The sequence below is a fragment of the bacterium genome, from assembly GCA_035703895.1.
Classification (GTDB): domain Bacteria; phylum Sysuimicrobiota; class Sysuimicrobiia; order Sysuimicrobiales; family Segetimicrobiaceae; genus Segetimicrobium.
In genome coordinates this window covers 23,443-37,495 of the sequence record DASSXJ010000152.1, presented here as the reverse complement: position 1 = coordinate 37,495, position 14,053 = coordinate 23,443, and the positions used below count along the sequence as shown (strand labels likewise).

The window sequence follows — 14,053 nt, the reverse complement described above, 5'->3', positions numbered from 1 at the left end:
AGATCCAGCAGGAGGCGCGCCTCGTCGCGCCCGCCAGGCCGGCTCACCACGATCTGGTACCGGGCGACCTCGGGGAACCCCAGGATGACCCGGTCGGCCTCGGCCGGATGGACAAAGAGACCACGGATCTTCACCGCATCGCCGACGCGGCCCAGGATCCCGGCAAGCAGCGGAGTGGTGCGGCCGCATCGACAGGGGGCGCGCGACCACGCGGCGAGGTCTCCGGTGGCGAACCGAAGCAGCGCATACGGGGGCTCGAGGAGCGAGACGACCACCTCGCCGGGGGTCTCCGGGGCCACCGGCTCGCCGCTCTCCGGGTCCAGCACCTCCACCGCGACGCGGTCGGCGACGTGCAGCCCCTGCTGCACCGGGCACTCGTACGCGATTAACCCGACGTCCGCCGTCGCGTACGCTTGGGTCAGGCGGACACCAAATTCCTCATGCGCCCTCCGGCGCTGGCCGGCAGTGAGGTACTCCCCCGAGACCAGCGCCACCTCGACGGACGCGCGCGAGGCTTGGGCCGCCGCCCGCTCAAGAAGCGTCAGCACGAAGCTCGGCGTTCCGATCACACCCGTCACGTGCAGGTCGGTGAGGGCCCGAGCCTGAACCTCGGTGTTTCCGACTCCGCCCGGGACGGTCACGCACTCGAGCATCTCTAGAGCACTATCTATCATGTGGCCGGCCGGGGTCAGGTGAAAGGCAAAGGTGACCAACACGATATCCCCGCGGCGGAAGCCGGCGGCATGCACCGCCGGCGCCAGCCCCCAAGGATCCCTCCCGCGTGCCTCGGGATCGTAGATCGGGCCGGGCGAGACATAGATGCGCCGGAGATCTCCGGTGGGGACCTCCAACAGGCCGCCAAACGGGAGGGCGGCCGCCTGCGTGGCCGGCAACGCCTCCTTGCGTAACACGGGAAGGCGCCGCAGTGACTCGATGCCGACTACGTCTTGGGGCGCGAGCGCGCTAGTCCGTAAGCGTTCGCGCATCCCCGGGGCGTTCTCCGCCGCGGCCACCGCGGCGCGGAGGCGCTCCGTTTGCCGTCGCAGGCGAGCCTCGGGGGAGGCCCCTTCGCTCGCCTCGTAAAGTGCATCCGTGCGGTCTACAGCCAGCGCTTGCGCCTCCGATAGTACTTGAACGCGCCGTAGTCGCGGCGGATCCCCGCCTCCGTGAGCCCGAGGTAGAACTCTTTGATGTCGGGGTTGCCCAGGAGCGCGCCCGCGGTTCCCTCCATGACGATCTTGCCGCCCTCCATCACGTACCCGTAGTCCGCGATCCCGAGCGCCTGGCGGGCGTTCTGCTCCACCAGGAGCACCGTGATCCCCTGTTCATCCCGGAGCCGCCGGATGATGCCGAAGATCTCCTCCACCAGGCGAGGCGAGAGCCCGAGCGACGGTTCATCGAGGAGCAGGAGCCGCGCCCGGGCAACGAGCGCCCGGCCGATCGCGATCATCTGCTGCTCACCCCCGGACAGGTACCCGGCGAGGCGGCGGGCGTGGCGCTCGAGTGCGGGGAAGTAGCTATAGACGAGGTCCCGCCGTTCGGGAAACGCGTCCGCGCTCACCACCGCCCCCACCCTGAGGTTCTCTTCCACGGTGAGGTGCTTGAACACCCGCCGGCCTTCCAGCACCTGGACAATCCCACGCCGGACGATCGTCTCGGGCGGGAGACCGTCGATCCGCATCCCGGCGTAGGTGATCGTGCCGTCCCGAATGCGGCCGTCCTCGGTCTTGAGCAGCCCGGAGATCGCCCGTAGCGTCGTCGTCTTTCCGGCGCCGTTCGTCCCGAGGAGCGCAACGATCCGCGCCTGCGCGACGCTGAGCGACACGCCTTTCAGTACTTGGATCACGTCATGGTACACGACCTCGATGTTGTTGACGAGGAGCGGTTCCGCTGGATCGCGCCCCGCGGACCCGTCCCCGCCTGCCGACATCCCCGGCGCCTCGGCCGGGGCACGCGCCGGGGTCACGCCGGCGCCTCGTACCAATCCGTAATGGGCTTGAACTGTTTCGTCTTGATATCGGCCCGGAAGAGCTTGATCCCATCCGCGCCTTTCCGGTCGTCCTTCCCATACGTGATCGGAGCCGTCAGCCCCCCGGTCGTCATGCTGAACCCCCCGTTCAGCACCTTGGCGATCCCGGCCCGGTCCACCGTTTGCGCGCGCTTGAAGATCTCCACCCACACCATGGCGTGGACGATCCCCTGCGTGTAGTGGAGCGGTCGGACCTTGGCGTCGGGATGATACGCTGCATTGATCTGCTGGACCTGAGTCATGCCTGGGACCTTTTCGAACCAGTTGCTGACGAACGAACTCGCGATGACCCCGTCCACCGCATCCCCGGCCAGTTCGAACAGCAGCTCGTCCCCGGTGTAGTGGATCCCCAAGACCTGCGCGTTGATCCCCAGTTTCCGCGAATCGCGGATCACGATCGCAGAGGGACGCGCCACGTTCTGGTTGATGATGTGGGTCGGGGCGAAGCGCTTCAAGTTCAGCAGCTGGCTCGTGGCGTCAATAGTTCCGGCGGCCACTTCCTCGACGCCGACGATGTCGATGCCGATCTTCGGGCCGTACTCCTTCGCCGGCCCGACCGGCGACCGGCCGAAGTCCGAGTTGTTGACGCAGAGCGCCACCCTCGCCTTCCCGATGCCCTTGTGCGTCCGCTTGATGTAATCGAGCAATGCCTTCATGTGGTCGGTGTAGGACGGCCCGATCAGCCAGATCCACTCGTTCGGCGGGTCAAGCAGGCCGGCGTGAAAACTCGCCGGGATGTACGGGACACCGGCGCTCTCGATTTGGGGTTTCATGAGGATCGAGTCCCCCGTTCCCCAGCCGCTGATCGCCGGCACCTGGTCCTGCTCCGCCAGCTTCTTGACGAAGGCGATGGCCTGATCCGGCTTGTACTGATAGTCGGTAAAGAGCAGGTCCACTTTCATCCCGTTCCGAATGCCGCCGTGCTCGTTGGTCCAACGAATGTAGTCGCGAAAGCCGTCGGCGTAGTGGGCGCCGATGTCACCCGTGGCTCCGGTAATGTCGAACAGCGCGCCCAACTTCACCGCCTGCGCCTGCGCCGACGCCTTCCACGATCGGGTGATCAGGACGGCCGCCGCTCCCCCCACTGCGGTGAGCACCTCGCGTCGTCTCATGCTTCCCACCTCCCTCAGGGTCTCGGACCCCGGCTCCGGCGGCGGTCCGGCCACAACGATCTCAGTACGCGAACGGCCATTGCTTGAAGTATGCGCGCAGCACCCGCCATCGGTCCGCCAATCCTTCGGGTTCGAAGATCAGGAAGGCGATGATGACGATCCCAAAGACCACGTCCCGCAGGGCATTGAGGGCGGTGGTGATGTTCGGAAACACACCGCTCAGCGCCTGGCTGAGAGACCGCAGAATCTCCGGGAGCACCGTGATCACCACCGCCCCATAGATCGGGCCGAGGGCGGTGCCGAGCCCGCCCACGATCCCCATCGCGAGATAATCGATCGACAGCTCCAGGCTGAACCTGCCCGGCGTCACGACGCCGATGTAGTACGCGTACAGCGCTCCGGCCACGCCGACCATGAAGGCGCTGAGGAAAAACGCCTGCAGTTTGTAGCCGAATAGAGGGATCCCGATCGCGGACGCCGCCCGATCGTTGTCCCGGATCGCCACGAAGGCCCGGCCGACGCGGGTTCTCAGGAGGTTGAGATTGAGCCACGTGATCAGCACGACTCCGGCCCCGATCACCCAGAAGAATGGGCGCTCTCCGACCACCGCCCACCGGCCGATCCTCGCGGTAGGAACGGGGAAGCCCGAGGTACCCCGGGTCAACCAGTCCCAGTGGAGGAACACATACTCGAGGATGAACTGCGCCGCGAGCGTGGCGATCGCCAGGTACAGGCCCTTGAGCCGGAGGGACGGGATGCCGAAGAACGCCCCCACCCCGGCCGTGACCAGCCCGGCGAGGGGGATTACGACGAGGAAAGGCAGATGGACCCGCGCGGCCAGGATCGCCGCCGTATAGGCGCCGACCCCCATGAACGCGCCGTGCCCAATTGTGATCTGGCCAGTGTAGCCCGTTAACAGGTTCAATCCCGTAGCGCCGATGATCGCGACCCCGGTCAGGTTGACGATGGACAGCAGATACGGTCCCGCGAGGGCGGGTATAGCCAGAAACCAGATGACGAGCGCGACGCAGAGGGCGAGACGGCCCACATCGTTCGGAAACAGCGCGGCTTCCTGTTCGTACCGGGTCTTGAAGTCCCCGCAGTCGGAGAAGACGAATCTCCTCACGCGCGCGTCCTCATGTGCGCGTGCTCATGTGCGCGTCTTGGGCGGTCGGCCCAGGTCACACACGCTCGATCTCCACGGTACCGAACAGCCCATAGGGCCGCAGCATCAACACGAGCACCAGGACCACAAACGGCGCCACCTCTTTCGTCCCGCCGCCCACGAGGGGGTCGAGGTACCCGCCGGCCAGGTTCTCGAGCACCCCGATCGCCACCCCGCCGACCACCGCGCCCGGGACACTATCGAGTCCCCCCAGGATCACCGCCGGAAACACTTTGAGGCCGATGAAACTCAGCGCATCGGCGTTCAATCCGTTGAGGCTGCTCACGACCACGCCGGCCACCGCGGCGACGCCCGCCGCGATCGCCCACGACACGGCGAAGATGCGGCGGACGCTGACCCCGAGCGACTGCGCCGCCTGCTGGTCGTCGGCCACCGCGCGCATCGCCACCCCCAGCGTGGTGTTGCGGAAGAAGAACGCAAACACCGCCAGGAATGCGAGTGAGATACCAAGCGCGCCGAGGTGCACGGGGGACACGATCAGCGGACCCAGCGTCAGCGGCGCCTCGGGAAGCACCTGCGGGAACCCGAAGTTCCCGGCGCCCCACACCAGCACGATCCCGCCGCGGAGCACGGCGGCCAGGCCGATCGTGACCATGATCACCGCAATCACCGGCTCCCCGATCATCGGCCGCAGCAGGATTCGCTCAACGAGCAGGCCGAGGAGCGCGCTCGCGGCGATGCTCGCGATCACGGCGAGGATGAATGGAAGATGGGTGAGCTGCGCGATCGCCAGGGCCCCGAACGCGCCGAGCGCGAGGAAGTACCCCTGCGCGAAGTTGATCACGCGGCTGGCCTTGTAGATCAGCACGAACCCGAGCGCCGCCAAAGCGTACACCATGCCCACCACAACCCCGGTGACGACAAGCTGTAGGAGGATCGTCACGACACAGGCACCTCCACCACGCGCACCGCAGTTTCCACCACCGCCGTCGTCCCGTCCTGGTAGGTGATCGTCGCCCGCACGGAGACGCGGTCGGGGCGGCCTCCGTACAGCGCCTCGATGAGATCGGCGTAGCGCTCGGCGATCACGCGGCGCCGGACCTTGCGCGTGCGGGTCAGCTCGCCATCGTCGGCATCCAATTCCTTATAGAGAAGGACGAATCGCCGGATCCGGGCGGCGCTGGGCAGCGTCTCGTTCGCGCGGCGCGCCTCATCGGCAATCAGCGTGTAGACCTCGGGCTTCTGGGAGAGGTCGGTGTAGGTGGTGTGGGCGATCTGCCGGTCCTCGGCCCACTTGCCCACGACCGCCAGGTCGATGTTCAGGATGGCGGTGACAAACGGGCGGCCGTGACCGACCACGACCGCCTCGCGAACGAACGGGCTGAATTTCAACTTGTTCTCGATGAACTGCGGAGAGAACAACGTCCCGTCGGCCAGGCGCATCACATCGGCCAGGCGGTCGATCACCACCACGTGCCCGTCTTCGGTCAAGTATCCGGCGTCCCCGGTGTGCAGCCATCCGTCCGCCAGCGCCTCACGCGTGGCGTGGGGGTCCTTATAGTAGCCGAGAAATACACTGTCGCTGCGCTCGAGGATCTCGCCCTCGGGCGAGATGCGGACCTCCACCCCCGGCGTGGGACGGCCGACCGTCTCGAACCGGACATCGTCGTCCCGGTGCACGCAACTGTATCCGGCGATCTCGGTCTGCCCGTACAGCTGCTTGATGTTGAGCCCGAGGGCGCGGAGGAACCGGAACGTGTCCGGCCCCAGCGCCGCGCCGCCGGTGTACGCGTGGCGGATGCGCAGCATCGCCATGTCGTCCAGGACCGCCCGAAACGCCAGCAGATACCCGAGCGAGTACAGGCAGCGGTCGATGATGGTCAACCGCTCTCGCCGCAGGCGCTTGTCGGCGACCCGATACCCCCACCGCAACGCCAGGCGGTAGGCGGCCCGCTTGAACGGGGTGGTGTCCATGATCTTGACCTGGACCTGGCTGGTCAGCGCCTCCCAGAGCCGGGGCGGTGCGAAGAGGACGTGGGCCCCGATCTCCCGGCCGTCGCTGCGCGTCGTCTCGACCTCCTCCGGAAAGTTCACGGTCACCCCGAACGCGAGCGCTGTGGCGACGGCCATGGCGAGCTCCCCGATCCACGGCAGGGGGAGGTACGAAAACAGCTGGTCGCTCGGACGCACCGGATCCACGGCGGCAAAGGTGACCGCCATGTTGATCAGGCTCCGGTGGGTGAGCATCGCCCCCTTTGGGGCCCCCGTCGTGCCGGAGGTGTACACGATGTTGGCGATGTCCTCCGGCTTGCCGCTCTGGAGGCATTCCTCGAACACGCCAGGATGATCGCGGTCATACCGCCGGCCCAGGTCGACCACGTCGGGGAACCGCATGACGTCGCGATCGTGCACGCGGTGCATCCCCTTGGGATCCACCGTAATGATCTTCCGCACCTTCGGGAGCGCGGCTCGGACGTCCAGGATCTTGTCCAGTTGCTCCTGGTCCTCGGCGACGACATAGGTCGCATCGGCGTGATCGACGACGTACCCGATCTCCCGGGCGATGGCGTCCTGGTACACGCCCACCGCGATCCCTCCGACGGCGCACGTCCCGACCTCGGCCACCAGCCACTCTGGCCGGTTCTCGCTCAGGATCGCGACCTTCTCGCCCGGCGCGAGGCCCAGCGCCACGAGCCCCAACCCAAACGCGCGGGCCTGCGCCTGGTAGTCCTGCCACGTGAACTCCTGCCAGATGCCTCGATCCTTGTAGCGGAGCGCGATGCGTCCACCCTCCGGTCCCGCCGCGCGGGCGGCCAGGAGTTGGGGAAGCGTCAGCCCCAACGAATCGCCCATCGCGGGCGTCACCGGACGACCTCCTCGCCCAAGTACGCCCGCACCACCCGGGCGTTCGACCGGATGGCGTCCGGCGTCCCTTCACCGATCACATCGCCGAAGTCCAGGACACAGACCCGGTGGGCCACGTCCATGACGACGCCCATATCGTGCTCGATCAGCAGGATCGTGATGCCGAGCGCCTCGTTCGCGTCGACGACGAACCGGACCATGTCCTGTTTCTCTTGAATCGTCATCCCGGCCATCGGCTCGTCGAGCAGGAGGAGTTCCGGATCGGTCGCGAGCGCCCGTCCCAGTTCGACGCGCTTGCGCTGGCCGTAGGGCAATCCGCCGACGATCGCGTGGCGGATCGGCTCGAGCTCGAGAAAGTCGATGACCTCCTCGACCCGGGCCCGATGGACGGTCTCCTCGGCCTGCGCGCGCCCGTAGTACAGCGCGGCGGCGAGCACGCCGTACCGGATGTGGCGGTGACGGGCCAAGAGCAGGTTGTCGAGCACGGTCGCGCCCGTGAAGAGCTCGATGTTTTGGAACGTGCGGCCGACACCGAGCCGAGCGATCTCGTGCGGGGCCGCGCGGGTGATGTCGTGGTCTCGGTACACGATCCCGCCGGCGCTGGGATGATAGAAGCCGTTGATGCAGTTGAGCAGGCTGGTTTTCCCGGCTCCGTTGGGCCCGATCACGGCGAGCCGCTCGCGGGGCCGGATCTCGAGGGAAACGTCGTGGAGGACCGCGAGGCCGCCAAATTCCAGCGAGACGCGCTCGACCGTGAGCAGCGCGTCGTCAGCTCCGGCCGTCACCCCACCACTCCCTGGACCGCCCGCGCCCACCGTAACCGATGGTGTTCGACCGGGCCGGGGGCTATCCCCTCCCAACGCGGGACTACGGCACGGGCCGCGGGCACAAGGTCTTCTCCCCACCTGGTGGAATATCTAGCCGCATGTGGCAGTCCCCGAAAGCCGTCTCACTCGTCGCCGGACACGGCGAGGGCACCACGGAACTCAATGCGTTCGACCGGGCGCTCCAGGACGCCGGCGTCGCCGACATCAACTTCATCCGCGTCACAAGCATCATGCCCCCCGGCGCACGGGTCATCGATCTGCCCCGGTATCCCCCAGGGCTGCTCCTCCCCGCAGTGTACGCGCGCATCGCGAGCTCCCGGGCCGGGGATCGCATCGCCGCTGCAATCGGTGTCGGGATCTCTCGCGAACGGTACGGGGTGATCATGGAGCACACGGCGCACACCTCCGGCGCAGACGTGGACGGGGCCGTGCGCCGCATGCTCGAAGAGGGGTTTCGCATTCGCGGACTCGTGTTGGACGAGCTGATCACGACCGTGGCAGAGCACACGGTGGAACGGGCCGGATGCGCGGTCGCGGTGGCGCTGTTCTGGCCGACCTCGACCGGCCTCCCCCGATGAAAGGGGCGTGGATCGTCGATCAGGGCGCGGTGGACGTCACCGCCGCGTTCCGGGTCACCCGGAGGATCCACGAGGAACGCACGCCGTTCCAGTACCTCGAGGTCTACGAAAGCCCGCTGTTCGGCCGGATGCTCGTCCTCGATGGCGCCGTGCAAACGACCGAGGGTGACGAATTCGTATACCACGAGATGCTGGCCCACCCGGCTCTGTGCACGCATCCGGCCCCCCGGCACGTCCTCATTATTGGCGGGGGCGATGGCGGGCTGCTCGAGGAAGTCCTCAAGCACCCGGTCGAGCGGGTCACGATGGTCGAGATCGATGAAGCAGTGATCCGGGCAGGTCGGGAGTACCTCCCGGCGATCTGCGGCCGCGCCTTCGAGGATCCCCGCACTGCGCTCGTGATCGGCGACGGGATCGCGTACGTGCGCGAGACCACCGACCAGTTCGATGTGGTGCTGATCGACTCCACCGACCCCGAAGGCCCTGCGATCGGGCTGTTCGCGGAGGAGTTCTACGCCCAGGTGGCGCGCCGTCTCGGACCCGACGGCATGGTGGTCGCGCAATCCGGGTCCGCGGTGTATCAGCAGGAACTGGTCCGGATGGTACGGCGGCATCTGCGTCCGTCGTTTCCTGTCATCCGGACGTGTGTCGCGACGGTGATGGCGTACCCCGGCGTCCTCTGGTCGTTCACGATCGGAAGTCTGGCGCCCGACCCGGCGCGGGTTCGGGACGTCGACATCGCACGGCGGGTGGCGGGATTCGCGCTCAAATACTACACGCCCTCCAGGCACCACGCTGCGTTCGACCTGCCTCCGTACCTGCGGGGCGACATCGAGGCCGAGTGACCTTCCTGGCCTCGCGCGCTCCCGGGGAGGTGCCCGGGCCCGCCCCCACGCTCATCGGCGTTCCCTACGATGCGACCTCGTCGTTTCGCAGGGGCAGCCGGTGGGGCCCGACGGCGATCCGTTGGGCGTCGGAGAGCATCGAGACGTACAGTCCCCTCATCGACCGCGACCTCGAGCACCTGCCGTTCGTCGACGGCGGCGACCTTCAACTGGAAACCCTCGATCCCGCAGCCATGGTCCGGGCGATCCGCCGCCACCTCGGCCCCGGCCTCCCGTTCCTGCTGGGGGGCGAGCACACGATCACGCTGGGCGCGGTCCAGGCCCTGATCGCGCGCCACCATGACCTCGTCGTCATCCAGTGGGATGCACACACCGACCTGCGAGACGCGTATCAGGGACACCCCATCGGCCATGCGACGGTGATGCGCCGGATCCTGGACGAAGGATGCCCGCTCGTGCAGTTGGGGATCCGCGCGGGAACCCGGGAGGAGTTCGCTCTCGCGCGGTCGCGCAGCCTGCACGTGTCCCGCGGAGTGTCCCTTCCGGACCCATTGCTGGCGACGCTTCGGTCGCGGCCGCTGTATCTCAGCGTCGATATCGACGTGCTCGATCCGTCGGTGGCACCGGGAACCGGCAACCCTGAACCGGACGGGGCGGTGTATCCCGAGCTCTTCGCCGCGCTGCGCAGCCTGAGCGGCCACCACATTGTCGGGATGGACATCGTCGAGGTGGCCCCACCCTGGGATCCCGGAGGGCGCACCCCGGTCATCGCCGCGTCTCTCGTGCGGGACATGCTCCTGCTCTTCGCTCCTCGGGATTCGTGAGGCACGCGCCGGGGTCAGAGGACGCCGGGATCGGCGGGACAGCGACAGGGGGACGCGCCGCAGCGCGGGCATCCTCGGCTGAACCGCTCGAGCGCGCCGTCCAGATCGATCCCGTGCAACGCCGCCACGCTCAGAGTCCACGCGACGACATCGGCAAGTTCGAGGGTGAGCGCGGATCGATCCGCGGCGCGGAGCGCCTTGGCCACCTCCCCGACTTCCTCGACGAGGCGACGAAACGTCCCATCGGCGCCTCGGGATCGATCGCGCGTCCCGAACGTGGCCTCGATCTGCCTCTGTAGGACGCGGATCTCCACGAGCGCACCACCCGTGAGAGAACGTTCCGAGCGTCTACCGCCAGACGATGACGCGCGCGCGCAGGCCCACGAATGCGGTCCCGGCGGAGATCGGCACGCCGTACACGGTCACCGGTTGTCCGGGCGTCAACTGCTTGAACGCCCCGGGCCCGGATCCCTTGATGAAGTAGCACCCCGTGGGAATCGGGACCAGCACGCCGCCCACGACCAGGCCTTCGAGCTCCTGAAAGACCTGATCCAACGGGCCGGACACCTTCGCGGCAGCGGCCGCCTCCAGCTCCACCTCGATGCGAGTCGCCGCGACGCTGCCGTCGGCGTTGACCGCCCCGTCTACCCGCACGACATCGTACGGCGCGATCATGGCCGCTGTGACGATCCCGGACGCCTTCCGCACGGTCGTGGCCCCGGTCACGATGACGCTCCGGCGGGCTCCCTGGGCGCTCACCAGCTCGAGCATCCCGCCCGACGAGCGGAGCACCGCTCCCGACACGCCACCCGGCCGTGACGTGGTGAGGGAGAACGCGGGCGACTGACGGGGAACTGGGGGCGTCATCAGAACCTTGAGCCCGAGCACGGAGGCATCCGGTTTCACGACCCCCCACACCGAGGCGGGAGCGCCGGGGTGAATCGCCGCAAGCGTCGCGGGTTCGTCGCCGCCGTCCGCGATCACCGTCTCCGGCAGCAGGTGCACGAGCTGAGAACCGGTCACCAACTGGCGGCGCCAGTTGCCTCCGCCTTCAGACGTCTCGAGCCGGCCCTGCCCAGCGATCGCCAGCGTTGCCGTGCGGGCGTTGGGATCCACGCCGGAGACGGTCCCGGCGGCGAGCATCCAGCCCCAACCCTTGGAAAGCGGTGCCGGCGTTCCGGCAACCGAGGCCGCGGTGACCAGCGGACCGGTGACCAGCACGGCGAGGAGCCCGGCGAGCGCAGCATGGCGTCGTGCGAAGGACCGCGTCATGTCTAGAGTAACGTGGCAGAGGCGCGAAAAGGTTCCTCGGGCGGCGCGCCGGCCGGCGAGGGGGCGCCGACATGACGCCCCCGGATCGGTCAACGCGGTGGCTTAAGCGCGGGAATGCCCTTGAGCTCACCGGCGGCCTGCTCCACTGTCTTCTGGAGCGTCTCCGGCCGCATCCCCAACTTGCCGGCCAGGTCGGTCGCGGTCATGCTCCCTCGGACGAACCGAACGGTGGTGGGCAGATCCGTGCCGAGCCGCTGGGAGAGCACGATCGTCCGCGCGACTTCGGGAAAGGTCAGCCCCTCACCACGGAGCTTGCTGACCGTCGTGGGATCACTCTGGATCCTGGTCGAGACGTCGTGGACCAGCGCCTGCTCCCGCCCGGCGGCGATGTGTCCGGCCACGGTCAGCAGCGTCTCGGTCGGAGCCGTGCCCACCGCTGTCACGCGGAGGCCACGCTGCTCCCAGATCAACACCCGAAAGTATCCGAGATCGACGAGCCGCGCCGGCCGCCCTTCGACCGTGGTCCGCTGCCCTGCCGACGGCCATCCGATCGATCCCGCAGGCGCCTCAAAGAACGAGATGAGGTTGCCGCCGTTGCTGTAGCGGAGGTACACCGATTCGAGGCTCCCGAACCGGCTCAGCGCCCCGCCCCGGAACGTGTACCCCTCGGGGAGCACGGGAGGGATGAGCACCGGGAACCGCACCCGGGCCTGGAGAGCGGCCGGGCTCGTCGAGCCCGCCTCGGTCGCAAACATCTTGAACAGCCTAGCCCCGGCCGGCATCCGAAACTGGAAGTACGCCTCTGGCTGATTCAGGCTGAAGCTGATGCGCGAAAAGTAGGTGCTGAGGATTACGCCCCGCGACGGATCCCGTTCCTCGCTGCGCAGCACGGTCCCGGTGGCGCGATCCACCCACAGCTGGCGCCGCACCCCGGACTTGACGGGATCGAGGGCGATGACATAGGCCTGGCGCCCGATCACGTCCTCGACGCCGAGCGCGGTCACTCGGTAGTTGCGCAGCAGCATGGTGAGATCCCGGCTCAAGACGCCGCCCTCAAGAGTGGGTCCCTCGAACGCCATGTTCAGCCGGGGCTCGTAGTGCCAGGTCACCGCGCCGTTGTCCACGATCAGCCGGCCGGCCAGATCCTCCGGCGAGAGGTACTCCAGACGGATCGAGTCGGGCCGCTTGTGAGACTCCGCGACCGTGATCGTCTCCATCCGCCCTCCCCTGAGCGCGGTCACCACCTTCGTCCCCTCGTAGTCCACGAGGCGGGGAGCGTCGAGCGCCAGCTGCAAGATCCGCGCGGGCGCGAGCGCGGGAGGGCCCGGGGGCGCGGCAAAGTTCACCTCCGCCGCCACAAGAACGAGCACCGCTGAGATCGCGAGCGCGCGGCTCATGCGGGCCAGGATCATGGCGCCGTCTCCCCGGGGCGAGCCGACTCCCCCACGAGCACCAGGTCCGAGTCGCCTGCGACCACGCCGAGAAACGCCCGATCGGTCAACGGCTGGGTGCTCATCTGGAGCGCGTGCTCGCGAACGTACAGATCCACCCCGATCTCGGCGGCGTGCAGCCGGTCCACGCTGCCTTTGATCCACGGGGCCAGAGCCAGGGCGAGCACCACAATCCCCGCGGCGGCGACCCATGCGACCCGGCGGCGAAGCGCCGGCCAGCGCAGCGGGAGCGGCGTCCTTAGTGGGAACCAGGACCCCCGGGGCGCCCGCAGGGTAGTCCAGAACTCGGCCGGGGGCTCCGCGACCGGCAGCTCGCCCAGGAGCGTCTTGGTGGCGCGGAGACGATCATAGGCCGCGCGGCACACGGCACACTCCAGGAGGTGGTCCTGGACCGCGACCGCTTCCTGGGGGAGCAGCTCGCCGTCAAGGTACGGCGAGAGGAGGTGCCCCGCGCGGTGATGATTGAGCTTCATCCCTCCCATCCTCGCTTCCGGGCCTCGATGTACGGCGCCAACCGCTGCTGGAGAATCTGCCGCGCCCGATGCAGGCGGGACTTCACCGTCCCGAGCGGCACGCGCAGGATCGCGGCGATCTCCTCGTACGCAAACCCTTCGATATCACTCAGCACCACGACCAACCTGAGCTCCTCGCTGAGCGTTCCCAACGCGCGCTGGATCGCGCCGTCGAGGTGTTCCCGCTCCAAGATCGCTTCCGGGCTCGAGGTGCTGTCGGGGAACTCCCGCAGCACTTCACCGCGCGGAGTGTCCATCGGCACGTCGAGCGACTCCACCCGGGACCGGGGGCGCTTCCGGAGAAGGTCGATATACAGGTTGCTGACGATCCGGTAGAGCCAGCTCTCCAGCGGGGCCCCGGGCTCGACGCGCCGCAACGCTCGGTAGACGCGCAGGAACGCTTCTTGAGACAGGTCTCTGGCGTCCGCCTCGTTGCCCACCATCCGGTAGGCGATGTTGTACACGTGGCGCGCGTAGCGGTGCACGATGGCCTCGTAGCGCGCCAGCTCTTCCGGCGTGTACTGTCCCGGGCGGATGATGCCAGGTTGCGCCATCGGCGCCATCACGGCCAGCCTGCCCATTCCCGTATACAGACGAAGCAGGCCGGCGAAA

15 protein-coding genes are annotated in these 14,053 nt (G+C 68.1%); 3 read left to right on the top strand and 12 right to left on the bottom strand.

What is annotated here, in order from left to right; all coding sequences use genetic code 11:
• The 7 genes from VFP86_10415 to VFP86_10385 form a co-directional block, all read right to left on the bottom strand.
• On the bottom strand, window positions 1-986 hold a 986-nt coding region (locus VFP86_10415; protein ID HET9000049.1), incomplete at its 3' end, for an AMP-binding protein.
• Window positions 987-1,099: 113 nt separating this feature from the next.
• Window positions 1,100-1,930 (bottom strand): ABC transporter ATP-binding protein, encoded by an 831-nt coding sequence (locus tag VFP86_10410; GenBank protein ID HET9000048.1) that lies wholly within the window; start codon window positions 1,928-1,930, stop codon window positions 1,100-1,102.
• A 32-nt stretch (window positions 1,931-1,962) separates the two neighbouring features.
• The gene (locus tag VFP86_10405) at window positions 1,963-3,141 is read right to left on the bottom strand and encodes an ABC transporter substrate-binding protein (GenBank protein HET9000047.1); all 1,179 of its coding nucleotides are present in this window, start codon (window positions 3,139-3,141) and stop codon (window positions 1,963-1,965) included.
• 61 nt (window positions 3,142-3,202) lie between these two features.
• Window positions 3,203-4,267 carry a branched-chain amino acid ABC transporter permease gene (locus VFP86_10400; GenBank protein ID HET9000046.1) on the bottom strand — a complete coding sequence of 355 codons (1,065 nt, stop codon included), beginning with the start codon at window positions 4,265-4,267 and terminating at the stop codon, window positions 3,203-3,205.
• A gap of 55 nt (window positions 4,268-4,322) precedes the next feature.
• Window positions 4,323-5,210: a branched-chain amino acid ABC transporter permease gene (locus tag VFP86_10395; protein ID HET9000045.1), complete on the bottom strand. Its 888-nt coding sequence runs from the start codon at window positions 5,208-5,210 to the stop codon at window positions 4,323-4,325.
• A complete protein-coding gene (locus VFP86_10390) occupies window positions 5,207-7,132 on the bottom strand; it encodes an AMP-binding protein (GenBank protein HET9000044.1) in 1,926 nt (641 codons plus the stop codon). Before VFP86_10390 ends, VFP86_10395 begins: the two co-directional genes overlap by 4 nt.
• Window positions 7,129-7,917 carry an ABC transporter ATP-binding protein gene (locus tag VFP86_10385; protein ID HET9000043.1) on the bottom strand — a complete coding sequence of 263 codons (789 nt, stop codon included), beginning with the start codon at window positions 7,915-7,917 and terminating at the stop codon, window positions 7,129-7,131. The genes VFP86_10390 and VFP86_10385 overlap by 4 nt, the downstream gene beginning before the upstream one ends.
• 140 nt (window positions 7,918-8,057) lie before the next feature.
• Here VFP86_10385 and VFP86_10380 point away from each other — a divergent pair, with 140 nt between their 5' ends.
• The 3 genes from VFP86_10380 to speB are packed head-to-tail and all read left to right on the top strand — an operon-like array spanning window position 8,058 to window position 10,206.
• Complete coding sequence (locus VFP86_10380) at window positions 8,058-8,537, top strand: arginine decarboxylase, pyruvoyl-dependent (protein HET9000042.1); 480 nt, start codon at window positions 8,058-8,060, stop codon at window positions 8,535-8,537.
• A complete protein-coding gene (gene speE / locus VFP86_10375) occupies window positions 8,483-9,382 on the top strand; it encodes a polyamine aminopropyltransferase (protein ID HET9000041.1) in 900 nt (299 codons plus the stop codon). The genes VFP86_10380 and speE overlap by 55 nt, the downstream gene beginning before the upstream one ends.
• Window positions 9,379-10,206 (top strand): agmatinase, encoded by an 828-nt coding sequence (gene speB / locus VFP86_10370; GenBank protein HET9000040.1) that lies wholly within the window; start codon window positions 9,379-9,381, stop codon window positions 10,204-10,206. Before speE ends, speB begins: the two co-directional genes overlap by 4 nt.
• 14 nt (window positions 10,207-10,220) lie before the next feature.
• On the opposite strand, the gene VFP86_10365 is transcribed toward speB, so the two are convergent.
• From VFP86_10365 to VFP86_10345, 5 genes are all read right to left on the bottom strand, one after another.
• Window positions 10,221-10,520, bottom strand: coding sequence for a MazG nucleotide pyrophosphohydrolase domain-containing protein (locus VFP86_10365; protein HET9000039.1), 300 nt, complete (start codon window positions 10,518-10,520; stop codon window positions 10,221-10,223).
• 34 nt (window positions 10,521-10,554) lie between these two features.
• Window positions 10,555-11,478 carry a DUF5666 domain-containing protein gene (locus VFP86_10360; protein ID HET9000038.1) on the bottom strand — a complete coding sequence of 308 codons (924 nt, stop codon included), beginning with the start codon at window positions 11,476-11,478 and terminating at the stop codon, window positions 10,555-10,557.
• 89 nt (window positions 11,479-11,567) lie between these two features.
• Window positions 11,568-12,890 carry a sigma-E factor regulatory protein RseB domain-containing protein gene (locus VFP86_10355; protein ID HET9000037.1) on the bottom strand — a complete coding sequence of 441 codons (1,323 nt, stop codon included), beginning with the start codon at window positions 12,888-12,890 and terminating at the stop codon, window positions 11,568-11,570.
• The gene (locus tag VFP86_10350; protein ID HET9000036.1) at window positions 12,887-13,402 is read right to left on the bottom strand and encodes a zf-HC2 domain-containing protein; all 516 of its coding nucleotides are present in this window, start codon (window positions 13,400-13,402) and stop codon (window positions 12,887-12,889) included. The genes VFP86_10355 and VFP86_10350 overlap by 4 nt, the downstream gene beginning before the upstream one ends.
• The gene (locus tag VFP86_10345; GenBank protein ID HET9000035.1) at window positions 13,399-13,995 is read right to left on the bottom strand and encodes a sigma-70 family RNA polymerase sigma factor; all 597 of its coding nucleotides are present in this window, start codon (window positions 13,993-13,995) and stop codon (window positions 13,399-13,401) included. Before VFP86_10345 ends, VFP86_10350 begins: the two co-directional genes overlap by 4 nt.
• Between the last annotated feature and the right edge of the window lie 58 nt (window positions 13,996-14,053).

Coding starts and splice junctions, on each gene's coding strand:
- VFP86_10410 (HET9000048.1), bottom strand. CDS start 1,930: ATGTCGGCAGGCGGGGACGGGTCCGCGGGGCGCGATCCAGCGGAACCG.
- VFP86_10405 (HET9000047.1), bottom strand. CDS start 3,141: ATGAGACGACGCGAGGTGCTCACCGCAGTGGGGGGAGCGGCGGCCGTC.
- VFP86_10380 (HET9000042.1), top strand. CDS start 8,058: ATGTGGCAGTCCCCGAAAGCCGTCTCACTCGTCGCCGGACACGGCGAG.
- VFP86_10350 (HET9000036.1), bottom strand. CDS start 13,402: ATGAAGCTCAATCATCACCGCGCGGGGCACCTCCTCTCGCCGTACCTT.
- speE (HET9000041.1), top strand. CDS start 8,483: ATGCGCGGTCGCGGTGGCGCTGTTCTGGCCGACCTCGACCGGCCTCCC.
- VFP86_10345 (HET9000035.1), bottom strand. CDS start 13,995: ATGGCGCAACCTGGCATCATCCGCCCGGGACAGTACACGCCGGAAGAG.
- VFP86_10355 (HET9000037.1), bottom strand. CDS start 12,890: ATGATCCTGGCCCGCATGAGCCGCGCGCTCGCGATCTCAGCGGTGCTC.
- VFP86_10360 (HET9000038.1), bottom strand. CDS start 11,478: ATGACGCGGTCCTTCGCACGACGCCATGCTGCGCTCGCCGGGCTCCTC.